At 58.1% G+C, this 23,676-nt stretch carries 29 protein-coding genes; 16 read left to right on the forward strand and 13 right to left on the reverse strand.

The window, feature by feature from the left end; all coding sequences use genetic code 11:
- Positions 1-115 precede the first annotated feature (115 nt).
- From ACXAEW_RS10060 to ACXAEW_RS10080, 5 genes are all read right to left on the reverse strand, one after another.
- Complete coding sequence (locus ACXAEW_RS10060) at positions 116-1,114, reverse strand: BMP family lipoprotein (protein WP_474941189.1); 999 nt, start codon at positions 1,112-1,114, stop codon at positions 116-118.
- Positions 1,115-1,275: 161 nt separating this feature from the next.
- Complete coding sequence (locus tag ACXAEW_RS10065) at positions 1,276-1,710, reverse strand: GNAT family N-acetyltransferase (RefSeq protein ID WP_474941190.1); 435 nt, start codon at positions 1,708-1,710, stop codon at positions 1,276-1,278.
- Entirely contained in the window at positions 1,703-2,311 is a 609-nt protein-coding gene (gene tsaB, locus ACXAEW_RS10070) for a tRNA (adenosine(37)-N6)-threonylcarbamoyltransferase complex dimerization subunit type 1 TsaB (RefSeq protein WP_474943023.1), read from the reverse strand. Before tsaB ends, ACXAEW_RS10065 begins: the two co-directional genes overlap by 8 nt.
- The gene (locus ACXAEW_RS10075; RefSeq protein WP_474941191.1) at positions 2,304-2,867 is read right to left on the reverse strand and encodes a NifU family protein; all 564 of its coding nucleotides are present in this window, start codon (positions 2,865-2,867) and stop codon (positions 2,304-2,306) included. Before ACXAEW_RS10075 ends, tsaB begins: the two co-directional genes overlap by 8 nt.
- A gap of 149 nt (positions 2,868-3,016) precedes the next feature.
- Positions 3,017-3,631, reverse strand: a complete 615-nt coding sequence (locus ACXAEW_RS10080; RefSeq protein ID WP_474941192.1) for an FMN-dependent NADH-azoreductase — start codon at positions 3,629-3,631, stop codon at positions 3,017-3,019.
- Positions 3,632-3,761: 130 nt separating this feature from the next.
- On the opposite strand from ACXAEW_RS10080, the gene ACXAEW_RS10085 reads away from it, so the two are divergent.
- Positions 3,762-4,343, forward strand: a complete 582-nt coding sequence (locus ACXAEW_RS10085) for a CGNR zinc finger domain-containing protein (RefSeq protein ID WP_474941193.1) — start codon at positions 3,762-3,764, stop codon at positions 4,341-4,343.
- Between the two features lie 92 nt (positions 4,344-4,435).
- Here ACXAEW_RS10085 and ACXAEW_RS10090 read toward each other — a convergent pair whose 3' ends face one another.
- Entirely contained in the window at positions 4,436-4,891 is a 456-nt protein-coding gene (locus tag ACXAEW_RS10090) for a universal stress protein (protein WP_474941194.1), read from the reverse strand.
- 197 nt (positions 4,892-5,088) lie between these two features.
- Here ACXAEW_RS10090 and rpe point away from each other — a divergent pair, with 197 nt between their 5' ends.
- From rpe to ACXAEW_RS10120, 6 genes are all read left to right on the forward strand, one after another.
- Complete coding sequence (gene rpe / locus ACXAEW_RS10095) at positions 5,089-5,778, forward strand: ribulose-phosphate 3-epimerase (protein WP_474941195.1); 690 nt, start codon at positions 5,089-5,091, stop codon at positions 5,776-5,778.
- Positions 5,779-6,035: 257 nt separating this feature from the next.
- A complete protein-coding gene (gene phnC, locus ACXAEW_RS10100) occupies positions 6,036-6,857 on the forward strand; it encodes a phosphonate ABC transporter ATP-binding protein (protein WP_474941196.1) in 822 nt (273 codons plus the stop codon).
- Positions 6,858-6,925: 68 nt separating this feature from the next.
- Positions 6,926-7,831 carry a phosphonate ABC transporter substrate-binding protein gene (phnD, locus tag ACXAEW_RS10105; protein WP_474941197.1) on the forward strand — a complete coding sequence of 302 codons (906 nt, stop codon included), beginning with the start codon at positions 6,926-6,928 and terminating at the stop codon, positions 7,829-7,831.
- A 111-nt stretch (positions 7,832-7,942) separates the two neighbouring features.
- Positions 7,943-8,827, forward strand: a complete 885-nt coding sequence (gene phnE, locus ACXAEW_RS10110; protein WP_474941198.1) for a phosphonate ABC transporter, permease protein PhnE — start codon at positions 7,943-7,945, stop codon at positions 8,825-8,827.
- Positions 8,824-10,137 (forward strand): phosphonate ABC transporter, permease protein PhnE, encoded by a 1,314-nt coding sequence (phnE, locus tag ACXAEW_RS10115; RefSeq protein ID WP_474941199.1) that lies wholly within the window; start codon positions 8,824-8,826, stop codon positions 10,135-10,137. The genes phnE (ACXAEW_RS10110) and phnE (ACXAEW_RS10115) overlap by 4 nt, the downstream gene beginning before the upstream one ends.
- Before the next feature lie 148 nt (positions 10,138-10,285).
- On the forward strand, positions 10,286-10,900 hold the full coding sequence (locus tag ACXAEW_RS10120) for an LbetaH domain-containing protein (RefSeq protein ID WP_474941200.1): 615 nt from the start codon (positions 10,286-10,288) through the stop codon (positions 10,898-10,900).
- Positions 10,901-11,128: 228 nt separating this feature from the next.
- Here ACXAEW_RS10120 and phnF read toward each other — a convergent pair whose 3' ends face one another.
- A complete protein-coding gene (phnF, locus tag ACXAEW_RS10125) occupies positions 11,129-11,845 on the reverse strand; it encodes a phosphonate metabolism transcriptional regulator PhnF (RefSeq protein ID WP_474941201.1) in 717 nt (238 codons plus the stop codon).
- Positions 11,846-11,983: 138 nt separating this feature from the next.
- Between phnF and phnG the strand changes: the two genes are divergently transcribed.
- Genes phnG through phnN form a run of 8 tightly spaced genes read left to right on the forward strand, consistent with a single transcriptional unit; the run spans position 11,984 to position 17,563 of the window.
- Complete coding sequence (gene phnG, locus ACXAEW_RS10130; RefSeq protein WP_474941202.1) at positions 11,984-12,436, forward strand: phosphonate C-P lyase system protein PhnG; 453 nt, start codon at positions 11,984-11,986, stop codon at positions 12,434-12,436.
- On the forward strand, positions 12,436-13,014 hold the full coding sequence (gene phnH, locus ACXAEW_RS10135) for a phosphonate C-P lyase system protein PhnH (RefSeq protein ID WP_474941203.1): 579 nt from the start codon (positions 12,436-12,438) through the stop codon (positions 13,012-13,014). The genes phnG and phnH overlap by 1 nt, the downstream gene beginning before the upstream one ends.
- Before the next feature lie 3 nt (positions 13,015-13,017).
- Complete coding sequence (locus tag ACXAEW_RS10140; protein WP_474941204.1) at positions 13,018-14,121, forward strand: carbon-phosphorus lyase complex subunit; 1,104 nt, start codon at positions 13,018-13,020, stop codon at positions 14,119-14,121.
- Positions 14,118-14,657 (forward strand): hypothetical protein, encoded by a 540-nt coding sequence (locus tag ACXAEW_RS10145; protein WP_474941205.1) that lies wholly within the window; start codon positions 14,118-14,120, stop codon positions 14,655-14,657. The genes ACXAEW_RS10140 and ACXAEW_RS10145 overlap by 4 nt, the downstream gene beginning before the upstream one ends.
- 2 nt (positions 14,658-14,659) lie before the next feature.
- A complete protein-coding gene (locus ACXAEW_RS10150; RefSeq protein WP_474941206.1) occupies positions 14,660-15,532 on the forward strand; it encodes an alpha-D-ribose 1-methylphosphonate 5-phosphate C-P-lyase PhnJ in 873 nt (290 codons plus the stop codon).
- Positions 15,529-16,299, forward strand: coding sequence for a phosphonate C-P lyase system protein PhnK (phnK, locus tag ACXAEW_RS10155; RefSeq protein WP_153216168.1), 771 nt, complete (start codon positions 15,529-15,531; stop codon positions 16,297-16,299). The genes ACXAEW_RS10150 and phnK overlap by 4 nt, the downstream gene beginning before the upstream one ends.
- 11 nt (positions 16,300-16,310) lie before the next feature.
- Positions 16,311-16,994 carry a phosphonate C-P lyase system protein PhnL gene (gene phnL / locus ACXAEW_RS10160; protein ID WP_474941207.1) on the forward strand — a complete coding sequence of 228 codons (684 nt, stop codon included), beginning with the start codon at positions 16,311-16,313 and terminating at the stop codon, positions 16,992-16,994.
- On the forward strand, positions 16,991-17,563 hold the full coding sequence (phnN, locus tag ACXAEW_RS10165; RefSeq protein ID WP_474941208.1) for a phosphonate metabolism protein/1,5-bisphosphokinase (PRPP-forming) PhnN: 573 nt from the start codon (positions 16,991-16,993) through the stop codon (positions 17,561-17,563). Before phnL ends, phnN begins: the two co-directional genes overlap by 4 nt.
- Here phnN and ACXAEW_RS10170 read toward each other — a convergent pair.
- Positions 17,545-18,228 carry a DUF1045 domain-containing protein gene (locus ACXAEW_RS10170; RefSeq protein ID WP_474941209.1) on the reverse strand — a complete coding sequence of 228 codons (684 nt, stop codon included), beginning with the start codon at positions 18,226-18,228 and terminating at the stop codon, positions 17,545-17,547. The genes phnN and ACXAEW_RS10170 overlap by 19 nt on opposite strands.
- A 53-nt stretch (positions 18,229-18,281) precedes the next feature.
- Here ACXAEW_RS10170 and ACXAEW_RS10175 point away from each other — a divergent pair, with 53 nt between their 5' ends.
- Positions 18,282-19,424 carry an alpha-D-ribose 1-methylphosphonate 5-triphosphate diphosphatase gene (locus tag ACXAEW_RS10175; RefSeq protein ID WP_474941210.1) on the forward strand — a complete coding sequence of 381 codons (1,143 nt, stop codon included), beginning with the start codon at positions 18,282-18,284 and terminating at the stop codon, positions 19,422-19,424.
- 154 nt (positions 19,425-19,578) lie between these two features.
- Here ACXAEW_RS10175 and ACXAEW_RS10180 read toward each other — a convergent pair whose 3' ends face one another.
- From ACXAEW_RS10180 to ACXAEW_RS10200, 5 genes are read right to left on the reverse strand one after another with little or no spacing between them, the layout of a single operon-like run.
- Complete coding sequence (locus ACXAEW_RS10180; protein ID WP_474941211.1) at positions 19,579-20,064, reverse strand: class I SAM-dependent methyltransferase; 486 nt, start codon at positions 20,062-20,064, stop codon at positions 19,579-19,581.
- A 10-nt stretch (positions 20,065-20,074) separates the two neighbouring features.
- Positions 20,075-20,860 carry a polysaccharide deacetylase family protein gene (locus ACXAEW_RS10185; protein WP_474941212.1) on the reverse strand — a complete coding sequence of 262 codons (786 nt, stop codon included), beginning with the start codon at positions 20,858-20,860 and terminating at the stop codon, positions 20,075-20,077.
- Positions 20,857-22,002 (reverse strand): glycosyltransferase family protein, encoded by a 1,146-nt coding sequence (locus ACXAEW_RS10190; RefSeq protein WP_474941213.1) that lies wholly within the window; start codon positions 22,000-22,002, stop codon positions 20,857-20,859. Before ACXAEW_RS10190 ends, ACXAEW_RS10185 begins: the two co-directional genes overlap by 4 nt.
- Positions 21,999-22,586, reverse strand: coding sequence for a histidine phosphatase family protein (locus tag ACXAEW_RS10195; protein ID WP_474941214.1), 588 nt, complete (start codon positions 22,584-22,586; stop codon positions 21,999-22,001). The genes ACXAEW_RS10190 and ACXAEW_RS10195 overlap by 4 nt, the downstream gene beginning before the upstream one ends.
- Positions 22,583-23,674, reverse strand: coding sequence for a glycosyltransferase family 4 protein (locus ACXAEW_RS10200; RefSeq protein WP_474941215.1), 1,092 nt, complete (start codon positions 23,672-23,674; stop codon positions 22,583-22,585). The genes ACXAEW_RS10195 and ACXAEW_RS10200 overlap by 4 nt, the downstream gene beginning before the upstream one ends.
- Positions 23,675-23,676 lie beyond the last annotated feature (2 nt).

Here is a 23,676-nt window from a genome sequence, read left to right on the forward strand (position 1 = left end):
AAACGGCCGGATGGGGAATGTTCCGTTGCCATATCGTGAAATAACGACAACCCCGGAGGGCGAATATGTCGCCCTCCGGGAAAACGGGACCGGGGACCCCCCGTCTTGGTCAGGATCAGAAGCTGAGTGCGGGGCAGCTTTCGTCGGTGGTATAATCATGCACCGGCATCTCTCCCGATGCGATCTTGGCCGATGCACCATCCACCAGCGCTTTCATATCGTCAGACACGAGGCTTTGGTTGTTTTCATCCAGCGCATAACCTACGCCGCCTGAGGCCAGACCAAGGGTAAAGACGCCGGTTTCCAGATCTTCGCCCGCTTTCATCGCGTCATATACCGCCACATCAACGCGTTTCAGCATGGAGGTCAGAACCTTCCCCGGATGAAGGTGGTTCTGGTTGCTGTCCACGCCGATCGACAGGATGCCTTCGTCTGCGGCAGTTTGCAGAACGCCAACACCGGTACCGCCAGCAGCGGCAAATACGACGTCAGCGCCTTGGGAAATCTGCGCTTTTGTCAGTTCGGAGCCTTTCACCGGGTCATTCCAGGCAGCTGGAGTTGTGCCGGTCATATTGGCGATAACCGTAGCGTCCGGATTGGCGGCTTTGACGCCCTGAGCGTAGCCACAGGCGAATTTGCGGATCAGCGGGATATCCATACCGCCGATAAAGCCAACAGTTCCGGATTTTGACGCTTTGGCTGCCATCATGCCTACAAGGAAAGAGCCTTCCTGCTCGGCAAAGGCGATCTGGCGAATGTTCGGGGCGCTCAGCCAGCTGACGTCAATGGCAACAAATTTTGTGTCCGGGTAATCCGGCGCAACAGTTGCCAGTGGGTCGGCCATCGCAAAGCCCATTGTGATGACGGGGTTTGCGCCGGCTTCGGCAAAACGACGCAGGGCCTGTTCACGCTGTGCTTCGGATTGCAGTTCGATCTCACGGTACTTGCCGCCGGTCTCTTCTGCCCAACGCTGCGCTCCGTTATGAGCGGCTTCGTTAAACGATTTGTCAAACTTGCCACCAAGATCAAAGATCAGGGCAGGTTCGGCAGATGCCAGACCAGCGGTGATGGCCAAAGTCGCTGCTGCGCCCAGAAAGGATTTCATCAGGCTCATGGTGTTACTCCCGGATTTGTTGCTTCTGATCGGTCTATAGCATCCAGATCAGCGCATTTTGATTTTATGACATAGGAAATAAGGGCGCAGCTCTGCGGCGGGGTCAATGGTTTTTTGACCAACTGGTCGGCGGGTGGCAGTTTTCTCTTCAGGACCTTGGGTCAACTTTGCGCGGAAAATAAGCGCTGGAGAACATTTGCATCCACTTTGGTGCCGTCTGAACGGTTGTAATACCCTGTGCGGGTCGCAATGATTTCATAACCGCAGGATAGATACAGCGCTTGGGCTGCCGTATTGTCAGCGGCCACCTCCAGAAACCCTTGTGATGCACCGCGTCTTGCAGCTTCTGCCTGCCAGAAGTCCATCAACCGGCGAGCAAGACCCCGGCGTTGATGGTCGGGGTGGGTGGCAATCGTCAATAACTCAGCTTCATCGGCCACCACCCGTATCAGGGCAAAGCAGCGTGGGTCGCCGCAGGGAAAGACAAAGTTGCTGTTCAAAAGCCCTTCGAACTCGGCCTTGGACCATGCGCGGGTCTCGTCAAATGCCGCCTGATGCGTGGCGGCCATCTGTGCGGGAGACAGGCTGTCAGTCATCCAGCAGCGCCGGTGGCTTGTCCTTGGAGGGCGCCGCGTCTGCCGGTTTCAGGTAAAGCGGCGCAGGCGGAGGAGTTGTCCTCTCTGCGCGATCAGACGCGATCTTGGCAATGCGGCCAGCGATTCCGTTTGGGCTTGCGGCACATTCCAACGTCAGCCCGGCGCCGCGGGCGATGTCCTTTGCGTCTTGCAGGGGCATTAGACGCGGCGCTTCCCCCGGTGGTGTCACATAAACATGGTCGCGTGGGGCCGGTATGGCTGGCAGAATGCCGTCGCTTTGACGGGCGTCAAACCCATCAATGCCCACAGCCGGGATATCAAGTCCCAGCGCCAGGCCGCGTGCGGCAGAGATTGAAATGCGGATTCCGGTGAAATTGCCGGGGCCAACGCCAACGCCAATTGCCGTCAGATCCTGATAGGCCAATCCGGCCTCTTCCAGAACTTCTTCCAAAAGCACCATCAGTCTTTCCGCCTGGCCGCGTGCCATGGGCTCCAGGCGCTCTGCAACAATCTGGTCACCACACAGAACTGCGGCCGCGCAATGCGCGGCCGAGGTGTCAAATGCCAGAACCTTCGGAACGGCCGCGGCGGTCTCAGACAGCAACGGGGCGTACCTCAACCACTTCGGGAATATAATGGCGCAAGAGGTTCTCGATCCCCATCTTCAGTGTCAGGGTCGAAGACGGGCAGCCCGCGCAGGCCCCTTGCATGTGCAAATAGACCACACCGCGGTCAAAGCCGTGGAATGTGATATCGCCACCGTCCTGTGCCACGGCCGGACGTACGCGGCTGTCCAGCAGTTCTTTGATCTGGTTTACAACGTCTGCGTCTTCACCCGTATGTTCTGCGTGGCCAGAGGAGTGTTCAACGTCCGAGCCCATAACTGGCTGGCCGGATTGGTAATGTTCCATCACCGCACCCAGAATTGCCGGTTTAATGTGGTCCCATTCCACGTTGTCGGCTTTGGTCACAGTGACAAAATCATTGCCAAAGAACACAGCTTCGACACCAGACACCGCAAAGATGCGGGCGGCGAGGGGAGATTTCTCGCCGGCCTCTGCGGTTGGGAAATCGGCTGTTCCCGCGTCCAGAACCGTTTGGCCTGGAAGGAATTTCAGCGTCGCCGGGTTGGGCGTGGATTCGGTCTGAATGAACATGCGGGAGCCTCCGTTGGAATGCCCTATCGGATATGCGCTTGATGCAGCAATAAGTCAAGTTTTGGAATCGTTCTAAACAGCAAAAACGGCCACGCGGGGCAGGCATGGCCGTTTCACAGTTTCAAATTCCGCTGCGGGCAGAGCTGGGCTTAGAGCGCTTTCAGCTCGGCCAGGGCGGCGTCGTAACCGGCCTGCGGGTCTGCGGTCAGCAGAGAGGGTTGATAGCGGACGGTGTTGACGTCTTTGATACCGATGGTCTCCAGCCACCATTGCAGGTAATTGGAATGGAAATCGGTGCCGTATTTCGCATCCGCACCGGGCGCCCAGACGCCGGAGGACACAACCAGCGTCGCCTTTTTGTTTTCCAGCAGGCCAAAATAGCCTTTTTCAGGATCAAAACCAAACAGCATTCCGGGCTGGGTGATGATGTCGATGTAGTGCTTCAGCCGGTAGGAGATGCCGCCGTTCCACATAGGAGCGCCGATCACGATATGGTCTGCGGACATGAAGCGCTGGGTGATAGAGGCCACCTGATCCCAGGCTTTTTCTTTTGCCGGGTCCATTTCACCAACGCCAAAGAAGGTCATCTTGGCCGCAGCTGGGTCTCCGTCAAATGCGGGCAGCTCTTCGGCGAACAGGTCCAGGACATCAACTTCCAAGCCTGGGTTCTTTTCTTTTTGAGATTCGACAAAAGCCGACGCCAGAGCGTTGGATTTCGATTCTGCGCCACGCGGGGAGGCAACAATATGCAGCAGTTTGGTCATGGAGTATCTCCGTAACTATCTATATGACGTTTTAACGGTTACTCGCGACTCGCGTAACTTGTCAAACTCTGTTATGGTGGTTGCAGTGAAGCACACGGAGTTGTGAACTCCTTGAACGTAAGGTGAAAAAATGTCGTCTGATTTGCCCGCTCCCTATCTTGTTGCCGACCACAAGGGGCTTGAGATCGTAAATACGGTTGGTGCGCCCTATGGAGAGGAGTTGGACTGGATCGTGAATGGAACCGAGCTTCTGTCCTGGATGGAGGCGGTTGCACTTATCTCTGAGGAGGAGGCCACCCGTCTGGCGCGTGATCTCGGGGAGCAGGATCTGGACCGAGCAGCGGCAGAGCTGCGGGATCTTCGTGAGGAGATGCAGGCGAATATACCCGTGGCATCGCCCGCGTTTCTGGAGCGGATCAATCAGGTGTTACGTGGAGGGCGTGGACATTACGCAATTACAACGACCGAGGATGGTAGCCGTAGCATGCGGTTTCAGCCGCAGCTGGATACGGCGGAAGATTTGATCGTGCGCGTGGTGGTCGAGATTGCGGAACTCTTTTGCCTGAATATGCCCGAGCGGATGCGCGAATGCGACGGGCCAACCTGCACCTACTGGTTCCACGACGCGACGCGAAACAACCGCCGTCGCTGGTGCAGTATGGCGGTCTGCGGCAACCGCGCCAAAGTGAAAGCCCACCGGGCCCGGAAATAGGGTGTATTTCGGCGGTTGCTCCCTTCTCACCAACTTGTCCTAAGCGGAGCTGCGCACAGGTTTAGCCCGGCCTTTGGGGGCCGGGCCGGCTGTCACGTAATCTCTTCCAGTTTTTCCTTTGAAAGATCGCCAGGAACGATGGTCACGGGGACTGGCAGGCTGCCGGATGATTTCGAAAGCTGATTGACCAGCGGGCCGGGGCCTGAACGCTCATTGCCGGCGCCAAGTACCAAGACGCCAATCTCTGGATCTTCGGTAATTTGAGCCAGGATTTCAGGCACGGCCTCACCCTCGCGTATCACCAGCTCTGGATCCACGTTCTGGCGGTCACGCATCCATTTGGCGAAGACCTCATAATGGGCCACAATCCGTTCGCGGGCCTCTTCACGGATGACTTCGCCGACACCGATCCAGTGGTTAAACTCATCTGGTGGGATGATCGACAGGATGGTCACACCGCCTCCGGTATGAGCCGCACGCATTGCCGCAAACCGCATAGCGTTCAAGCACTCGCGGCTATCGTCCAAAACAACAAGGAATTTGCGCATCCGATATCCATTTTTGTTGTGTCAGGCGATCATGACGTAAGCGGGCGATCTGCGCAATAGAAGCCGCAGCGGCACACTGAAAGAGAGCGGCGATCATTGGCGTATATAATAGGTAAGTTTCATTGGCTTTGCCTTGTGCCAGCAGGGGCGCAGTCGTTATAGAAGCGCCAAACCAGCATATGACAGGACCGTGCCCCATGTCTTTTGACCGAAAAATCAAGATTGCCCCATCCATCCTTTCCGCGGATTTTGCCAATTTTGGCAAAGAGATCCAGGCGATCGAAGCGCAAGGCGCGGATTGGGTGCATGTGGATGTGATGGACGGTCATTTTGTGCCGAACCTGACTTTTGGCCCCGCGGCGGTGAAATCCTTTCGCCCGCATGTAAAGACGGTGATGGATGTGCATTTGATGATTGCACCAGTTGATCCCTATATCGACGCCTATGCCGATGCTGGGGCTGATGTGCTAACCGCGCATGTGGAGGCAGGGCCGCATATTCACCGCACCCTCCAGGCGATCCGGGCCGCTGGGATGAAAGCTGGTGTGGCGTTGAACCCCGGCACTCCGGCCGAGGCTGTAGAGCATTTGCTGGATCTGACCGATCTGATTTGTGTCATGACTGTGAACCCGGGCTTTGGCGGTCAGAAGTTCATTGATATGACCGCCAAGATTCGCAAGCTGCGCTCCATGATCGGGGACCGTCCCATACATATTGAGATCGACGGTGGCGTGGATCCCAAAACAGCGCCGCTGGTTGCGGAAGCAGGAGCGGATGTTCTGGTCGCGGGCTCGGCCGTTTTCCGCGGCGGATCCGTTGATAATCCCGAGGTCTATGGGGAGAATATCAAGAACATCCGAGCGGCAGCAGAAGGTGTTTGGACCTGATCCCTAAGAAATCCGTGCCGGGGAATTTGTAAGGGGTCGCTTTTTCAGAAGCGGCTCTTTTGCTTTTGGTGGTGGTGCAGAACAGGAGGTGACAGCGATCACTTCGTTGTCGGTGCTACTATGAGGGATCTTGCGGGTAGAGCATGCGCGCATCATGTGCACACGTGTGTTTTACGATCATAAAACATTTACCAAGCTGTCACAAATGTTTTGGGCGCGATGATTAAGACCTCCGGCAAGTTAGATGGGGGTCACCGGTGCTGCGTATTGAAAAACTTACCAAACGGTTCGGGGGCAAACTCGCCGTGGACAGCGCAACGCTGGATATTGCCAAGCCATGTATGTTGGGCATTATCGGACGTTCTGGCGCTGGTAAATCGACCCTGCTGCGGATGATCAACCGTTTGGGAGATGCGACTGAAGGGTCCATCACCTTTGAAGGTCGTGAAATCACCACGTTGAAAGGATCGGCCAAACGCGCATGGCAGTCCGAATGTGCGATGATCTTTCAGCAGTTCAATCTCGTGCCGCGTATGGATGTTGTGTCCAATGTGTTGCACGGAACATTGAACCGCCGGTCGACGTTGGCGACTATGTTCAACCTTTACCCGATGGAAGACATCCACCGTGCCATCGACATTCTGGACCGTTTGGGCATTGCGGAACACGCACCCAAGCGCGCGGAGGCCTTGTCCGGCGGCCAGCAGCAGCGGGTAGCGATTGCACGTGCGCTCATGCAGGACCCCAAGATTATTCTGGCAGACGAACCGATTGCCTCGCTTGACCCGATGAACGCGCAGACCGTCATGCAGGCACTGCGTCGTATTCACGAAGAAGACGGCCGCACAGTGATTGCGAACCTGCACACTCTGGACACCGCACGCCGGTATTGTGATCGGGTGATCGGCATGCGCGATGGGCGCATCGTGTTTGACGGCCTTCCTGAACAGCTGACAACCGGCGTTGCCCGCGAAATCTATGGCGCTGGCGAGGAGTTTTCGGAAGCGGCGACATCCACCGAGATTGAGACGCTGGAAAAGACCGCACACGCAATGAGCGCGGCGGTTCCAGCCCAGTAACACCCCCGTGTTTTCATCCTCCCGGCGTGAAAGCACTCCGGGATAACCAACTTGGAGAGCTTTTCGAGATGAAAAAAGTAATCGCGGCCGTTCTGGCCACCACCGCACTGACCACCCCTGTTTTTGCTGAAGGCATTGACCAGTTCCGCATCGGCATTCTGGGCGGCGAAAACGCACAGGACCGTTTGAACTCTTATGAGTGTCTGCGTGCCTACACCGAAGAAGCGCTGGGTGTCGAAACCAAGCTGTTTGCTCCTGCGGATTATAACGGTGTGATCCAGGGTCTGCTGGGCGGAACCATCGACATGGCATGGCTGGGCGCATCCGGCTACGCAAAAACCTATCTGGACGATCCGGAAGCGGTCGAGCCTGTCCTGGTGAAAATCAACCTTGACGGTTCCTATGGCTACCACTCCATCGGTTTTGCACGCAAAGACAGCGGCATCGACAGCATCGACGCGATGGAAGGCAAAGTCTTTGGTTTTGGTGATCCGAACTCCACATCCGGCTACCTGATCCCGTCGATTGAGATCCCGACCTACAAAGAAGGTATCACCATGGAATCCGGTGAGTACTTCGGCGAAGTGAAATTCACCGGTGGTCACGAGCAGACCATCGTTGCGGTAAACAACGGCGACATCGATGGCGGTGTAACCTGGGCCGACGGTCAGGGTGAATGGGAAGACGGCTTTAACTCTGGCGCGCTGCGTAAAGCGGTTGACGCAGGCCTGATCGACATGAACGATCTGGTTGAAATCTGGCGTTCGGCTCCGATCCCGGAAGGCCCGATTGTTCTGCGCAAAGCTCTGCCAGCAGACGTAAAAGCCACCATGACCGCACTGGTTGATGGCATGTACGAAAAAGATCAGGACTGCACCTATGCGATCTCTGCCGGTGAATCCCTGGGCTTCGACCCGATCACGCACGACGCCTACCTGTCGATCATCGAAGCACGCAAGCTGAAATCCAAGTAATTTAAGCACTGCGCTTCTGCGGGGTTCCGGCATCAGCCGGGCCCCGCAATTTTCTTGTCGGCACACGGCAAAACCCGTGGCCGATTTTGCGTCAATATCAGGACGAATTTCATGGCAGAGACACCGGTCTATTCGGGGGCTCCTTCGGGCCTAGGCGTGTCGCAGATCCGCGAGGATTATGTGGCGCTCACACAGCGCAAGCGACTTTACGGCGGTATTCTTCTGGCGCTTTTTGTGGCAATGATGGTTGCGGGTTTCCGCACAGCAGATAACCGCAATGCCGGCTCTTTCTGGGACGGAATAACCCATGTTTTTGACTATCCCGCCGAGGTTCTGAGCGAAGCCAGTGAGAAAGTGGCTGAACTGCCCAAACTGGTGGTGCAGTTCTTTCCGGCCCTGATCGAGACGTTGAATATCGCGGCCGCGGCCACTTTGTTTGGCGCGGTCTTTGGAATTTTACTGTCATTGATGGCAACCCGTGGGATGGCCCCGTGGCCGAAGCTGATGCCAGTGTTTCGCCGCATTTCGGACATGTCCCGCGCAATCCCCGAAATTGTCATTGCGCTGGTGCTGATCTTTGTGATTGGCGGCGGTCCGGTGCCTGCTATGCTGGCGATTGCTATCCACACGGCTGGCGCCTTGGGTAAGCTGTTTTCGGAAGTGAATGAAAACGCCTCTCTGAAGCCGGTTGAGGGGTTGTCTTCCGTTGGCGCAAGCTGGGCGCAGCGGATGATCCTGGGCGTCTTTCCGCAGGTTGGGCCGAACTATGTCTCCTACGCGCTGTTGCGGTTTGAAATCAATATCCGCGCCTCGGCGATCCTGGGTTTTGTGGGGGCAGGCGGCATTGGTTATGAGCTGAAGAACGCGATGTCATGGGGCAAGGGCCGTTATGATGAAGCTGCGGCGATCTTCCTGATCCTGTTCCTGTCGATTGTTGTGGTCGATCAGCTGTCTTCTTATCTGCGCAACCGCCTGACCCATGGAGCGAAAGCATGACCTCCTTTGATACTACGCTGGATGTTGGCCAGATCAAAACCGACATGGGCGGCCTTTTTCTGCGCAAGCGGATGATGAATTTTGGTCTGCCGCTTCTGGTGCTTTTGTACCTTGTCTATGTGTTCTTTGCCTTTGATGTGCCGGGCCTTTGGGCCAAAGCCAACATGGAAAACGCGAAGACACTGGTGAGCGACAGTTACAGCTACAAGACCCATGTGACTCGTGACAATCGCGATGGCGCCGTGAGCGTGGCCATCGAAGGGGAGCGTAAGGGTGCCTATGCCGAAGGGCAGTCGCCGGAATGGGTTACTCTGGGTGAAACCACAGTGATTGATCTGGACGACGGTCATGAAGTGCGTTTCGGCCCAGAGACGATCGAATATGACATCCCAGGCTATGGCACCGTGCGGGCCACGCCATCTCGCAGCAAGGGCATTCAGGCCGAGTTGCCATCTGAAGAAGTGCCGGAATTCATCAACCTCTCGCGCAACCGCATGACAATCAAAACCGAAGCGGGCCGGTTGACGGTGACCCGCAACCGCTCTGAAGTCTTCCGCTATTTTGCTGGGTGGGAATTGTTCTTCTTTACCCTCGACAGCCCTTACCATGGTTTGTCCGTGGGGCAGGTCTTGGGCAAGGCTTTCAGTGGCGAGGCAGGCGCAATCCTGAGTGACATCTGGAACAACAAGATGTGGCGGCATGGCGATGTGGCTTGGGCGATTGCAGAGACATTGCTGATGGCCTTCCTGGGCACCATGGGGGCGGGGATAATAGCGCTGCCGCTGGCATTCCTTGCGACGCGGAACTTTATGCCAATCAAATCCCTGCGTTTCGCCACCCGCCGTCTGTTCGACTTTGTGCGTGGTGTGGATAGCCTGATCTGGACCGTTGTTCTGGCCCGCGCCTTTGGCCCGGGTCCACTGACCGGGGCCCTTGCGATCCTGGTAACGGATACAGGGACTTTCGGAAAAATCTTCTCGGAGGCGCTGGAAAATGTCGACCAGAAGCAGATCGAAGGGATCCAGTCCACAGGTGCCAAACCTATTCAGCGATACCGCTTTGGTGTGGTGCCTCAGGTGACGCCGGTGCTCTTGAGCCAGCTTCTGTATTTCCTAGAATCCAACACCCGCAGTGCGACCATCATTGGCGCGATAACCGGGGGCGGCATCGGCCTGTTGCTGACGCAGGCGATCATCACCCAGAAAGACTGGGAAGAGGTGGCCTATTATATCGTGCTGATCATCCTGATGGTGGTCCTGATGGATTGGTTCTCTGGTTGGTTGCGCAAGCGGTTGATCCAAGGGAAGTAGACAGGATATTTTGATATTTGGGCAGGGGCGCAGGGGTAACCTTGCGCCTCTTGTCCTGTAAGCTTCATGGAGGGGCGTTTGAAAAGAAATCAGGCACTTCCGTGTTTATTGTCTGGTTTTAGGATGGCCCGAAAGAATGGAGGGCATGATGGCGAAACTCTCCCCCGATAAGCCGCTTGTCAAAGCAGAGTGTGACGTAGTGAATTCCCGTTTCGGTCGCTACGTTGAAATTGGTGTTGGGACACGCTTGGCCAATGTGGAGATGGGCGATTATAGTTATTGTGATCGGCTGTGCGATTTGGCGAATGTGCGGGTTGGGAAGTTCTCAAACATCGCCAGCTGCGTGCGCGTTGGGGCAACGGATCACCCGCTCGACAGGGCCTCGCTCCACCATTTCCTCTATCGGTCGGCGACCTACTGGGACGAGGAACAAGATGACGCGGGCTGGTTTGAAAAACGGGCCGGGCGTTTGGCGATCATTGGGCACGATACTTGGATTGGTCACGGCGCGATGATCAAGCCGGAAGTAACGGTGGGCAATGGGGCCATTGTTGCCTCGGGTGCGGTCGTGACCAAGGACGTGGAGCCGTATACAATCGTGGGCGGCAATACGGCCAGGCTGATCCGTCGCAGGTTTCCGAAGGCAACTGCAGATGCGCTGGAGGCGCTGGCATGGTGGGACTGGAGCCACGAGGTGCTGCGCCAGGCGCTGCCGGACTTTCGGACGCTATCGATTGAAGCGTTCCTGGCCAAATACAGCTGACCCAATGTCCTGCAAAGCGGTTGCTCCCGCGCCGATTGGCTGCCCTTTCGGGCCGCCCAGATCGCCTTGGGCCCAGCAGCCCGGCCTTTGGCCGGGCTGCTGGGCCCGCTCGCGGCACGCGCACGCCCCGCGTCAGCGGGGCGCTTGGCACAACGGGTTTTGACGTTGTTTTAAGAACGTCAAAACTGGGCGGGAGAACAACTGTTCTTTTTGGGCGGCTGGAGTGCCTTAGAACTCATTTGCGGACAGGGTCAGAGTAATCCGCTGACCTGCAAAATAGGTGGTTCCGAACTCAATCGGATACCCCACAAGATCTGTATTAACACTGACAGATCGCAAAAGAGGGTCGCCTTCCTTTAGCATCAGATGTAGCGCTTGGGTTGGGTTGGCGGCCACCGCGGTCAGTCGGGTCCAGGCGCGGGTATAGTCGGCTATGCCCAGCTGCTTAAAGCTCTCCGTCACGGATTGCGTCTCACGGTGGATCTCTGGGAAACTGGCAAAGCGTGCGGCAGGAAAGCAGCTTTGGGCCACGGAGACGGGCTGGCCATCCGACAGTGAAAGTGAATCCGTCACATGAACCGGATCGCCTGGAGAAAGCTCCAGCGCCTCTGCTTCTTTGGAGTTTGCGCCTCGTGTCGTGATCGCAAGAAGTTTGCCACCAGGCGTGCGTCCCGCCGCACGCAGGCTTTGCCGGAAGCGCACGCGCTTACCCAACGGGTAATCCGTAGGCGCAGAGGCCACAAACACACCGGCCCCACGGCGGGCGTGAACCAGGCCTTTCTCAGCCATTTCGGCCAAGGCGCGCCGCACCGTGTGTCGGTTCACGCCAAATCGGGCCGAGAGCTGTGATTCAGGAGGTAGCTTCTGCCCGGTTTCATATTGGCCCTGGGCGATCTCTTCTGTCAGGGAAAGGGCGATGGATTTCCAGATCGGGGTTCCCGCCATGGGTCTGACTCCGCAGCCGGTTTTGCCCGACCGTCTTGAAAGTTTCACAAATTGCCGATTGGCCCGGAGAACCGACTCGGCTATTATTTGTATAGTTGTATATGACAAGTAGACAAGCTTGCCAAGGGGTAAAATGAGATGATGAAAGATGCGGCGACAGAAACCCGCAAAGCCTGGATGAGCCTCTTGGCCAAGGCTGCGCCAGAACGGCTGGCAGAGTTGTGGGGCGGCTTTGACCAGGATCCGGCTTTCACTTGGCTGCGTCCTCCCGAGATAGGCGGCGTGATGGTGCGCGGCCGAATGGGCGGTACAGGTGCACCTTTTAACCTTGGCGAGATGACCGTGACACGCTGTGCGGTGTCGCTTGAGACCGGCGCCATTGGCCATGGCTATGTGCAGGGGCGCGACAAGACCCATGCGGAAATCGCAGCCAAGGTAGATGCTTTGATGCAAGGGCCCGATGCCGCCGCTCTCGAGGTGGCTGTTCTGACTCCGCTGCGTGAGGAGCAATTCGAGGCGCGTAAAAGCCGCGCAGCAAAGGCTGCAGCAACCAAGGTCGAATTTTTCACTTTGGTGAGGGGAGAGGATTGATGCAGGCGGAGCACACTCATTTTGCGGGGGGCTTTACGACACCCGCCACAGATGCGGCCCATGCGTTTCGGGCGGCGATGAACGCCATGGCGCGTCCCGGTCAGAGCTTTGACATCACAGGCGCAACCCCGCCTGCTGGGATCTCAATCGCTGCAGGCACACTGGTGCTGACGCTGTGCGACCCGGAAACAAATGTGTTCCTGGCGCCTGATGTGGACAGCGAGGCCCTGCGCGCCTGGGTTACCTTTCATACCGGCGCCCCCATCGTTCCGGCCAAGGACGCGGACTTCGCGCTTGGGGGTTGGGCTGCGTTGTTACCGCTTGATCAATATAAAATCGGCACATCGGAGTATCCGGATCGGTCAGCCACGCTGATTGTGGATCAGCCGGAGTTCGCCCCCCCCAATGCATCCCTGAGCGGTCCGGGTATCAAGGATCAGATTGCCATCGGCTTGCCGGATGTGACGCTTTTGCAGCGCAATTCGGTTCTGTTTCCCTTGGGGCTGGATCTCTTTTTTACCGCAGGCAGCCAAGTGAAAGCGCTGCCGCGCTCAAGCCATATCAGCGAGGAGATGTAGGCCATGTACGTTGCAGTAAAAGGCGGCGAACGCGCCATTGATAACGCTCATGCCTGGCTGGCCGAAGAACGCCGGGGGGATACGTCGGTTGCAGAACTGGGCATTTCCCAGATCCGCGAGCAACTGTCGCTGGCGGTGAACCGGGTGATGGCTGAAGGGTCCTTGTATGATCCAGATCTCGCAGCGCTGGCGATCAAGCAATCCCGTGGTGACCTGATTGAGGCGATTTTCCTGATGCGCGCCTACCGCACTACCTTGCCGCGCTTTGGTTATTCCGTGGCGGTCGCAACGGCTGAGATGGCCTGTGATCGCCGGATTTCCGCGACGTTCAAGGACGCGCCGGGCGGGCAGGTTCTGGGGCCGACCTTTGACTACACCCACCGCCTTCTGGACTTCAAACTGGCCGCTGATGGTGAGGTGCCCGAGGCCCCCACTGCCGCGCCGCGGGAAGAGCCAACGCCACATATCACAACCTTCCTGAAGGGGGAGGACATCATACAGGACGAACCTCAGTCGGATGAGGTTCCGGGCGATTTGACACGAGAGCCGATTTCATTTCCTGCAGGGCGGGCGCTGCGTCTGCAATCGCTGGCGCGGGGGGACGAGGGGTTTACCCTTGGTCTCGCCTATTCCACCCAGCGTGGCTATGCGCGCAATCACGCATTCGTTGGCGAATTGCGCATCGGTAAGGTTGCAGTGGAAATGGAGATCCCAGAGCTGGGGTTTGCCATTGAAATTGGTGAGGTTGAGCTGACCGAATGTGAGACCGTGAACCAGTTCAAAGGCTCCAAGACCGAGCCGCCGCAGTTTACCCGTGGCTATGGGCTGATCTTTGGCCAGTCAGAGCGCAAGGCTATTTCCATGGCATTGGTGGACCGCGCGCTGCGCTGGGAAGAACTGGGCGAAGACAATCTGGGTGCCGTCGCGCAGGACGAGGAATTCGTGCTGAGTCACAGCGACAATATTCAGGCTACGGGTTTTCTGGAGCATATCAAACTTCCCCATTACGTCGACTTTCAGGCCGAGCTGGAATTGGTCCGCAAACTGCGTGCCGAGGCAGAGGCCAATCTGGCCGCGTCTGAGCAGGCGCAGGAGGCGGCGGAATGACCAACATCGATTTATCCTGGGTTCCGAACCAAGAAAGCTGGGTGGATAAGTATATTGATGATCCTGCTTCACCGTCTGCTTTGATCCCACACCTACAAAACCGGGATTGCATCGGCATAGATGAGTTATCGAAAATTGCGATGATTAAAAGCCGACGCCGTGCTCGGTTAGTGTCGCAGAATTCGGATTGCTGTGTGCGTGAAATCACTCGGTTGGCATTCGATGTCTCAAAAATTTCAGACGAACAAGTCCGTATCGGGCTTTTGACCTCTCTGCATGGTGTGCGTGTCCCGATGGCGTCTGCTGTTTTGTCTTGGGTATGGCCCAGCCGCTGGGCAGTGATCGATCGACGAGCTTGGAGTGCGCTTGCGTACTTCGGTTTGGTCGATGGTAAAAAACGCAACCGATTGAGTGCTTTGGACTGGGTGACTTATTGCCAGATCGTAGATCAAGCAACGGCAGAAAACGGTTGGACACCTCAGAAACTGGACCGTTGGCTTTATGGTTTTGCGCGTGAAAAGGGGTTGGGAGAGTAAAAATGTCTGACTACAACTTTGCATATCTCGACGAGCAGACCAAGCGGATGATCCGTCGTGCGATCCTGAAGGGGCTGGCGATCCCTGGTTACCAGGTGCCTTTTGCCAGCCGCGAGATGCCGATGCCCTATGGCTGGGGCACCGGTGGCGTTCAGGTCTCAGCCGCGACGCTGACGCCGGACGATACGTTCAAAGTGATCGACCAGGGTGCGGATGACACGACCAATGCGGTCTCGATCCGCAAGTTCTTTGAACGCACCGCTGGTGTGGCCACCACCGAGGAAACGGAAAAGGCGGATGTGATCCAGACCCGGCACCGCATCCCCGAGGCGAAGCTGCGCGAGGATCAGATCCTAGTTTATCAGGTGCCGATCCCGGAGCCACTGCGTTTTCTTGAGCCGCGTGAGACGGAGACACGCAAGATGCATGCGCTGGAAGAGTACGGCCTCATGCATGTGAAGCTTTATGAGGACATCAGCCAGCACGGTGCGATCTCAACTGCCTATGCTTATCCGGTAAAGGTTGAAGGGCGCTATGTAATGGACCCAAGCCCGATCCCGAAGTTTGACAATCCCAAGTTGGAAATGCCTGCGATTCAGTTGTTTGGCGCGGGGCGCGAGCAGCGGATCTATGCGGTGCCACCCTATACCAAAATCGTGAGCCTTGATTTTGAGGACTACCCGTTTGAGGCCAGCAAAGCAGAACATGCCTGTGATCTCTGCGGTGCCGAAGACAGCTATCTCGACGAGGTGATCCTGGATGATCAGGGCAACCGGATGTTTGTGTGTTCAGACACAGATTACTGCCGCTCTCGCCGCGCCGCAGGGCATGTAGGCCGCCTGGGCACTGAAAACGAATTGGAGGCAAGCGCATGACGCCTTTGTTAGAGGTGCGGGATATCCGCAAAACCTATGGCAGTTTTGTCGGCTGTACGGATGTGAGCTTTGACCTTTATCCCGGTGAAGTGATGGGAATCGTGGGCGAAAGCGGCTCGGGCAAGTCCACGCTGTTGAACTGTCTGGCGGGGCATCTGGAGCCTGATCAGGGGCAGGTGGTGTTTGACACGCTGGCCGATGGGCCGGTGGATACGGTGACGATGTCCGAGCCGGAGCGCCGCATGCTGAGCCGCACCGACTGGGCCTTTGTGCACCAGCATGCGCGCGATGGTCTACGCATGTCGGTTTCGGCCGGTGGCAATATCGGTGAGCGTCTGATGGCGGTTGGCGATCGCCACTATGGCAACATCCGCGACCGTGCGATTGACTGGCTGGGCCGGGTGGAGATCAAGGAAGACCGGGTGGATGACCGCCCCACGGCGTTTTCTGGCGGCATGCAGCAACGTCTGCAGATTGCGCGTAATCTGGTCACTGGCCCACGTCTGGTGTTCATGGATGAGCCGACCGGAGGCTTGGATGTCTCGGTTCAGGCGCGTCTGTTGGATCTGTTGCGCGGATTGGTGCGTGAAATGGGATTGAGCGCCATTATCGTGACCCATGATCTGGCGGTGGTGCGCCTGTTGGCCGATCGTCTGATGGTGATGAAGGACGGTCATGTGGTGGAAACCGGTCTGACCGATCAGGTGCTTGATGATCCGCAACATGCCTATACCCAGCTGCTGGTCTCCAGCGTTCTGCAAGTATGAGGGTGCCTGCAATGATTGAACTGAACAACGTGAGCAAAAGCTTCACACTGCATAACCAAGGCAGCGCGGTGATTCCGGTGATGGAGGGCGCCAGTCTGAAGGTGGCACCGGGAGAATGTGTGGGGCTTGTCGGTGCATCTGGGGCCGGGAAATCCACCCTGATGCGGCTGATCTATGGCAACTATCTTGCTGCCAGCGGTCAGATCCTGATCGGCGATGTGGATGTGGCTCAGGCCGAACCGCGCGAGATCTTGGCGCTCAGGCGCGAAACCTTGGGATATGTCAGCCAGTTCCTGCGCGTCGTCCCACGGGTGCCGACACTGGATGTGGTGGCCGAACCTTTGCGGGCCGTAGGTGTCGACCAAGACACGGCGCGCGAAAAGGCCGCAAGCCTTCTGGCGCAGCTTAATATACCTGAACGCCTTTGGTCGCTTAGCCCGACAACTTTTTCAGGTGGCGAGCAGCAGCGCGTCAATATCGCGCGCGGCTTCGCCTATGAGTATCCGGCGATGTTGTTGGACGAGCCGACCGCAAGTCTGGACGCCAAAAATCGCGCCACGGTTCTGGGGCTGATCAATGCCGCCAAGGCGCGTGGGGCGGCCATTGTCGGTATTTTCCACGATGAAGCGGCGCGCGAAGAGGTCTGTGATCGCTTTATCGATGTCACCGGGTTCTCGCCACAGGTGGCCGCATGACGGATGATATCTCTTTGGGGCCGGTGATTGCGATTGTCGGCCCCTCGGGTGTGGGCAAAGACAGCCTTATGGAGGCACTGGTCGCGGCTGAGCCGCGCCTGTCTTTGTTGAAACGTGTCATCACCCGTGCACCCGAAGCCGGTGGTGAGGATTACACACCGGTGACTGAGGCCGAGTTTGCCCAGCGTGAGGCTGCGGGGGAGTTTGCGCTCCATTGGTCGGCGCATGGGCTTTTGTATGGTGTGCCAGCAGCTGCCGTGGTTGCACAGCGCGCCGCAGGGCGGGGGGTTTTGGTGAACTTCTCCCGCGCCATGCTGGTCGATGCACAAGATGTCTTTGGAAACTTTGTGGTTCTGAACGTGACCGCAAGCCCCGAGGTTTTGGCCGCGCGCCTGGCGGGGCGGGGCCGTGAGAGCGCAGAAGAACAGATCAAACGTCTGGCGCAGGCGTCCAAACCGCTGCCAGAGGGGCTGCACCATGTGTACCAGATCGACAACAGCGGGGAGCTGAGCGCCGCCGTTCAGGCTGCGCTCGCGGTGATTTATCCCGATCAGCCGGAAAGGGCGTAGCGGTGGATCAGGTGGAACCGGCCATCCTCAGCCTCTCCCATCAGGGCAAGGTCGCGGATCTCAAACGGGCGGGGCAACAGTGGGGCCAGCGCCTCGCCCAGGGCTGCTTCGACCGCTGGCAACTCCTGCTTGGGGAGCTTGCCGGACAGGGTGATGTGAAAGCGGAACTGGTCCAGCACATAAGGGTAACCCCATTGCTCCAGATGGGCGTCTTGCTCCGGGCTCAGCCCATTGGCGCGGCGTTTCTCCAGGTCGGCGTCAGAGAGCGGTGCCCGAAACGGGTCAAGTTCGGTCACGCACGCGGCGGCCAATGCATTGAGCGCGGTTTGGTCGCCAACTGCGCGCAGCGCCAGAAACCGGCCAAGTCGTGCAATTTCCAGACCGTCCAGCAGCACCGGTTTTTGACGCGCGGCCAGGGCCTGACAGGCCACATGCAGCGCCTCAACCGTTTGCCCGTCAGCCAGGCGCATCGGCGGCTTCATCGTTGCGTGCAAGCCGTATTTGCGCGGCGTGGCGGTGACCGCGGCCACGTCAAGTTCAGGGAAATCGGGATGCGCGACCTCGGCCCCTTTTTCCATGTCCCAGCCCAGCCAACTGGCTCCGAATGTGCTCCACGCCGCATCGGCGGGGGGCGCGTAGTAAATCGCGTATCGCGTGAATGTCACAATGGCCTCCTAATACGTGGCCGTTCCCATAGCCCGAAAGATGTGAAACCGAGATGACAGAAGAATTGATCCTTGCCAATGCCACGGTTGTTTTGGCTGATGAAACCATCCATGGGTCCGTAAAATGTGTGGGTGAGACCATCACAGACATTGCCGAAGGCACCAGCGTGCCTGTTGGTGCGATCGATTGTGAAGGGGATATTGTCAGCCCCGGTCTGGTGGAGCTGCATACCGACAACCTGGAACGTCACATCCAGCCGCGCCCCAAGGTCGACTGGCCCCATGCGGCGGCGATTATTGGCCATGACGCGGAACTGGCGGGGACCGGGATTACCACAGTTTTTGATGCACTGCGGGTGGGATCCGTGCGTCGGGAAGAGGCGAACTACGCCAAATATGCCCGTGGTCTGGCCAGTGAACTCTGGGAGCTGCGTGAGGCCGATGCGCTCAAGATCAGCCATTTTCTTCATCTGCGTGCCGAGGTGTGTTCGGAAACATTGGTGGAAGAACTGGATGAATTTGGGGCTGAAGACCGGGTGGGACTGGTGTCGCTGATGGACCACACGCCGGGGCAGCGACAGTTTCGGGATGTCACGAAACTAGAAGCCTATGTGAAGGGCAAGCACGGCTTTGACGACGCAGGTTTTCAGCGCCATATCGCAGAGCTGAAGGAAATGCGCGAGCTATATGGTGAGAAACACGAAGCGGAGACCGTGAAGGCCGCAAAACGCTTTGGCGCGGTATTGGCCAGCCATGATGACACCACCGAGGAACAGGTGGGAGTCTCGGCTGGATATGGCATTCGCCTTGCAGAGTTTCCAACAACGGTTGAGGCCGCACGCGCCTGCCATGCCCATGAAATCAAAGTGATGATGGGGGCACCGAACCTCATTCGCGGTGGCTCGCATTCGGGCAATGTTGCGGCCAAGGAGCTGGCAGGTCTGGAGTTGTTGGATATCGTATCGTCCGACTATGTGCCGGCTGCTTTGCTGATGTCGGCAGTCATGTTGGGGGATATCTGGGGTAGTCTGGCGCGCGGTCTGTCCACCGTGACCTCTGCACCGGCAGATGCGGTGCGACTTAGTGATCGTGGGCGTATTGGAATTGGCAAACGCGCCGACCTGATCCGCTTTCGCATGCGTGGCGGAACGCCCGCGTTGCGCGGTGTCTGGTCTCGTGGGTATCGGGTCGCATGACACCAAGCGGAGTATCAAACAGGCCGCTCCCGCCCCCTGATCCTCGCCCCAGCCTTTGGGCTGGAGCGAGGTCGGGTGTTGGGCCAAGCGCCGCGCTAAAGGCGCGGCGCGGGTCGTGCCGCAGGCGCGAAATGCCTTTGCAGAAACTGCGCTGTCAAGCAGCTGGGGCGCGGTAGAACATATAGCGCCCTTTGGGAATGTCGCAGGGTTCAGGCAGTTGTTCAAAGCCAGGGAGCTCTTGGTCTGAAAGGATCAACCCACCGGGGCGCATGACCTTCGCCAAAAGTGGTGCGAGCATTTGTGCCAAGGCGCGATTGTGCTCAACCACGCCGGTGCCAAGGTCATAATGGGCAAGCGAAACCTGTGCGCCGGATGTGATCAGTTTGTCCAGCATCGCATCTGCATCGCCTTGCAGAAAGTCGGCCTCTGGCGGTACGCAGTCCGGATGGCATTGCAGGTTGCGGTCAATCACCCAGATCCGACGGTCGGGCATCAGACTGCGCAGGTGGTCATAGGTGCGCCCGTTTCCAAGGCCAAGCTCCAGCGCGTCGCCTGGCATGTCCTTGAGCTGCTCGGCAGCCCAGTTCAGCCCTGCGCGTTGGGCCGTTAATCTTCGAATTACACTGTCGAGCCGGCTCATGTCTTCCCCTTTACGTGTGATGTGAACCTGCCTCTGTCGGCAGGTCTGACGCAGAAAAGCGCCAAGGTGTTGCTGGGCCTTCCAGGAGGCGGCTGATCAGTGCCTCGGTAAAAGACCAAATTGCGGTGTCGTGAACCAGATGGTGGGTCAGGATGCCAAAGGGCTCGGACATGTCTGATTTGTGCGTGCGGCGTGCCACCAGATTGTCGGTGACCTGTTTGATCAGGGTGTCCGGGTCCAGAACAGACCGGTCTCCACGCCAGTTGATCGGGTCCAGATGTGTGTTGATCTGGGCGAGACCGTCCGCGGCATCTGGACGTGACCGCGGTCTGAAGGTCGAGATCGAAGTATATCCATGTTGCGACAAATTCGGGACCAGGTCTGCTCCGATCCTGTTCCACGGCGGCACAAACATTGGCAACAGGCGTTGGCCGAATAGTTCGCGCATTCGGGCGAGGCCTTCTGCGGCATCGCTGCACCGTTTGGAAAGGTCCCGTGACGTCGGGAATTCAGATTTCTTTTGCCCGGCGAGGGCGTGAGACACATGAGCCCAGCCGTGAACAACAGGGATAAAATGATCCGGCAGCCCGGTGCCTAACGCGTGGCTGGCCTGGGCGGGAATGATGGCAAGATGGACGGGCATGTCAAAATGACCCGCCAACGCAGAAAGACGGTCCAGGGCTTTGCTCGGCGCAATTGCGTCATCATCTCGCCACCACAGCGGTAGCGTGAGCTTGTCCTGGCACCAGTGGCGAAGCTCAGTGTCCAGCGGTGTCCAATCCGGTGAGCCTGTCATGATCTGCCGCGTTTTTCTGCAAGCAGGCGGCGTGTCAGGGCTGCAGTCTGTGCTGCGCCATCAAATCCCCTGAGATCCATGGATCTGCTGGGGGTGTTTCGCAGGTCTTCCAGCGAGTCCAGCAATTGCTGGGCGGTCAGTGTCGCGCGGCGCAGGGTCTTGACCCCGCCGAGTTTGCCCAGGGCTTCGGCCCGGATGGCCTGTTCCACCTCGGTGCCAGCGTCAAAGGGGACAAAAATGGCAGCTACGCCGGATTGCAGAACGTCCAGAGCGGTGTTGTAGCCACACATGGAGATAGACGCTCTGGCATGGCACATCATCTGGCGAAAATCGGGCCGTGCCGCTTCGATGATTGCGGGAGAGCTTTTGGCCTGGAACGCTGCGATCCGCTCTGCCGCATCTGAGCCTCCAACCAGGAGCCGCCATGTGAGGTCGGGCGTCATACGCGCAGCCTCCATTGCGGCTTCAAAGATCTCGTCCCCGACTGATCCGCCGCCCGAGCTGACAAGGATTTCGCCTTTGCCGATCCCATCCGGTTGCGGGGTAGGAGCCGCTGGGGCCACATATCCAGTGTAATGCAGCTTGGCGGCAAGGGCGTCTGTTACGGGCCAGCTGAGGTCCAGTTGTGTGGTTTCCGGATCCGCGTGGACGAGGACGCCATCATAGAGATCTTCCAGAATGGCGTGGCACTCCTCGACCCGTTCCGGCTTGGTCGGGGGGGCGAGTATGTCGCGGATGGACGACAGGACCAGCGGTTTCTTGTGGGCTGCACTTGCGGTTTCAATCAGGTTGCGGAATTCCACACGCAGGGTGCGGCGGCCAAACGGGTAGAGTTCAGTAATCAGAACATCGGGTTGAAACGCGTGGAAGGCATCGCGCAGCGTTGCTTTGCGGCGCTCAAAATAAGCCTCATCCGCAAGGTTGCCGGTTTCACCCAACAGGCGCTTGAAATTTACACCATCCGATTTCAGCGGTGGAAGCTGCACCAATTCGACACCATCAGTGGAAAGCTGTGGGACGGGAAAACCGCCTGAAACCACCTGAACCTCATCTCCTGCATCTGTATAGGCGCGACCAAGGGTAAGCGCCCGCGCCAGATGGCCAGCTCCAAGGAGATGGGTGACAATGATCTGAACCTTCATGCTGTGTCCTTTGCGATCAGGCGAATAGGGTCTGGGACCGGGGTAAGGGTTGTGCCGTCGATTTCAACCACAAAAAGCCGGTTGCGTTTGACCGCGAACGGAGCAGGGCCATCGAAGTCCCATCCGTAAGCGCGTGCCAGGATCACCCGCATGATACCAATGTGGCATACAGCAATTGTGTCGCGGCTAAGGGCAAAGAGCCAGGGCGCGAGGCGCTGCCAGACTTCGTTGGGGCTTTCTCCGTCTGGCGGGCAGTAGTCCCAGCCCCACTGTTCGATGTCTTTGAAACCACTGGTCGGATCTGCTTTCAGGTCACGCCCGTGCAGACCTTCCCATTTGCCCCAGTTCATCTCGATCAGGTTGGGGACACGTTCTGCCGGGCGGCCTGAGACCAGTTCTGCCGTATGCCAGGCACGTTCCAAAGGGCTGGAGACCAGATCTGCCGCGATCCAGTCTGAAGGCAAGCTTTGTGCGGCAAGCTCAGCCTGCGCGGCAATGTCCAGCGCGATGTCGCTGCGTCCCTGAATACGTCCCATCCGGTTCCAGGGTGTGTGCCCGTGCCGAAGCATTGCAAGACGGATCATGGGCGTCTCTCCAGAAGCGGGGTTATCGCCTTCATAAAATTGTGCGCGGCGGCGTTCAGCAGGTGATGAGATTGTATGTAGCCGCGTGCGTCCTTTTGGTGGCGCTCACGCAAATCCGGATCACTGAGAAGGTCAGACAATGCCAGTGCCAGAGCCTGCGAGCCCCCGATCGGGTCCGGTGCACGGGCGCGGTTTTCTGGCGATAGAACCTCCTGCACGCCAGGGCGGTCTTGCGCAACGACCGGCAGCCCATAGCTTTGCGCCTCAAGGTAAACCATGCCAAACGCCTCGTTTACGCCCGGCCAGAACAAGAGGCATCCGGTCTGGTATTCTTGGGCCAAAGCGTCGCGGCTGAGTTGGCCGAGGAAGTGCACGCGGTCTTCAAAAGGGGCCATAAGAGCGACCACGTCCTTTCGCGCGGGCCCGTCACCTGCAATGTTCAGTTGCCAGTCTCCCCGCAGATTTTTCAAACTGTCCGCGATCAGTTGATAAGATGACAGCTTGTCGCCCGCTCGCATCATTCCAACCGCGAGCATTGGTCCCGTCAGTTTCGAGGCCGGGGGTAATTGGGTTGTTGGTAAGAAGGGGGGCAACACAGACAGAGATTGATCCCCGAACCGATCCCGGATCAGGGTTTTCTGGTCCCGTTGGGTCATTGACAGGATGAGATCGGCCTGGTCCGCCGCCGCGTGGGCGGCACGGGCAAACCGGTCCCAGGCCCCGCCCAGGCGTTTGTTGGCGCGTGTGCTTTCAATTTGCACATAGGGACGACCGCACATCCGGGCGAGGGCAGGTCCAATGAGGTCCGGCGCCTTGTAATAATTGTGATAGGTCACCCAAAGGTCAAAGGGGGGCAGGTCAGCGGAGAGCCTTGCGATTTCCTGCTCGGCTTCCTGAAAAAGCTGGTTCTGGACTTCGTGATCGCCCGTTTTGTCGCGGCATCGCCAGTTGCTGACCAGTTGGACTTCGCAGCCAGCTGTCTCCATCATCCGCATCAGGTTACGCGCCAATTCTCGATCTCCGGAGGGAACCGGATGATGCGGTGACTTCATAGGCGCATAAAAGGCGATGCGGGGCGCCGGGGGCATGG

It is taken from the genome of Epibacterium sp. ABZ3_068 (genome assembly GCF_056159265.1).

What these genes read in the sequence shown, in the direction of transcription:
- ACXAEW_RS10060 (WP_474941189.1), bottom strand. Translation starts at nt 1,114, where the DNA reads ATGAGCCTGATGAAATCCTTTCTGGGCGCAGCAGCGACTTTGGCCATC.
- ACXAEW_RS10065 (WP_474941190.1), bottom strand. Translation starts at nt 1,710, where the DNA reads ATGACTGACAGCCTGTCTCCCGCACAGATGGCCGCCACGCATCAGGCG.
- ACXAEW_RS10075 (WP_474941191.1), bottom strand. Translation starts at nt 2,867, where the DNA reads ATGTTCATTCAGACCGAATCCACGCCCAACCCGGCGACGCTGAAATTC.
- ACXAEW_RS10080 (WP_474941192.1), bottom strand. Translation starts at nt 3,631, where the DNA reads ATGACCAAACTGCTGCATATTGTTGCCTCCCCGCGTGGCGCAGAATCG.
- ACXAEW_RS10085 (WP_474941193.1), top strand. Translation starts at nt 3,762, where the DNA reads ATGTCGTCTGATTTGCCCGCTCCCTATCTTGTTGCCGACCACAAGGGG.
- ACXAEW_RS10090 (WP_474941194.1), bottom strand. Translation starts at nt 4,891, where the DNA reads ATGCGCAAATTCCTTGTTGTTTTGGACGATAGCCGCGAGTGCTTGAAC.
- rpe (WP_474941195.1), top strand. Translation starts at nt 5,089, where the DNA reads ATGTCTTTTGACCGAAAAATCAAGATTGCCCCATCCATCCTTTCCGCG.
- phnD (WP_474941197.1), top strand. Translation starts at nt 6,926, where the DNA reads ATGAAAAAAGTAATCGCGGCCGTTCTGGCCACCACCGCACTGACCACC.
- phnE (WP_474941198.1), top strand. Translation starts at nt 7,943, where the DNA reads ATGGCAGAGACACCGGTCTATTCGGGGGCTCCTTCGGGCCTAGGCGTG.
- phnE (WP_474941199.1), top strand. Translation starts at nt 8,824, where the DNA reads ATGACCTCCTTTGATACTACGCTGGATGTTGGCCAGATCAAAACCGAC.
- ACXAEW_RS10120 (WP_474941200.1), top strand. Translation starts at nt 10,286, where the DNA reads ATGGCGAAACTCTCCCCCGATAAGCCGCTTGTCAAAGCAGAGTGTGAC.
- phnF (WP_474941201.1), bottom strand. Translation starts at nt 11,845, where the DNA reads ATGGCGGGAACCCCGATCTGGAAATCCATCGCCCTTTCCCTGACAGAA.
- phnG (WP_474941202.1), top strand. Translation starts at nt 11,984, where the DNA reads ATGATGAAAGATGCGGCGACAGAAACCCGCAAAGCCTGGATGAGCCTC.
- phnH (WP_474941203.1), top strand. Translation starts at nt 12,436, where the DNA reads ATGCAGGCGGAGCACACTCATTTTGCGGGGGGCTTTACGACACCCGCC.
- ACXAEW_RS10140 (WP_474941204.1), top strand. Translation starts at nt 13,018, where the DNA reads ATGTACGTTGCAGTAAAAGGCGGCGAACGCGCCATTGATAACGCTCAT.
- ACXAEW_RS10145 (WP_474941205.1), top strand. Translation starts at nt 14,118, where the DNA reads ATGACCAACATCGATTTATCCTGGGTTCCGAACCAAGAAAGCTGGGTG.
- ACXAEW_RS10150 (WP_474941206.1), top strand. Translation starts at nt 14,660, where the DNA reads ATGTCTGACTACAACTTTGCATATCTCGACGAGCAGACCAAGCGGATG.
- phnK (WP_153216168.1), top strand. Translation starts at nt 15,529, where the DNA reads ATGACGCCTTTGTTAGAGGTGCGGGATATCCGCAAAACCTATGGCAGT.
- phnL (WP_474941207.1), top strand. Translation starts at nt 16,311, where the DNA reads ATGATTGAACTGAACAACGTGAGCAAAAGCTTCACACTGCATAACCAA.
- phnN (WP_474941208.1), top strand. Translation starts at nt 16,991, where the DNA reads ATGACGGATGATATCTCTTTGGGGCCGGTGATTGCGATTGTCGGCCCC.
- ACXAEW_RS10175 (WP_474941210.1), top strand. Translation starts at nt 18,282, where the DNA reads ATGACAGAAGAATTGATCCTTGCCAATGCCACGGTTGTTTTGGCTGAT.
- ACXAEW_RS10180 (WP_474941211.1), bottom strand. Translation starts at nt 20,064, where the DNA reads ATGAGCCGGCTCGACAGTGTAATTCGAAGATTAACGGCCCAACGCGCA.
- ACXAEW_RS10185 (WP_474941212.1), bottom strand. Translation starts at nt 20,860, where the DNA reads ATGACAGGCTCACCGGATTGGACACCGCTGGACACTGAGCTTCGCCAC.
- ACXAEW_RS10190 (WP_474941213.1), bottom strand. Translation starts at nt 22,002, where the DNA reads ATGAAGGTTCAGATCATTGTCACCCATCTCCTTGGAGCTGGCCATCTG.
- ACXAEW_RS10195 (WP_474941214.1), bottom strand. Translation starts at nt 22,586, where the DNA reads ATGATCCGTCTTGCAATGCTTCGGCACGGGCACACACCCTGGAACCGG.
- ACXAEW_RS10200 (WP_474941215.1), bottom strand. Translation starts at nt 23,674, where the DNA reads ATGCCCCCGGCGCCCCGCATCGCCTTTTATGCGCCTATGAAGTCACCG.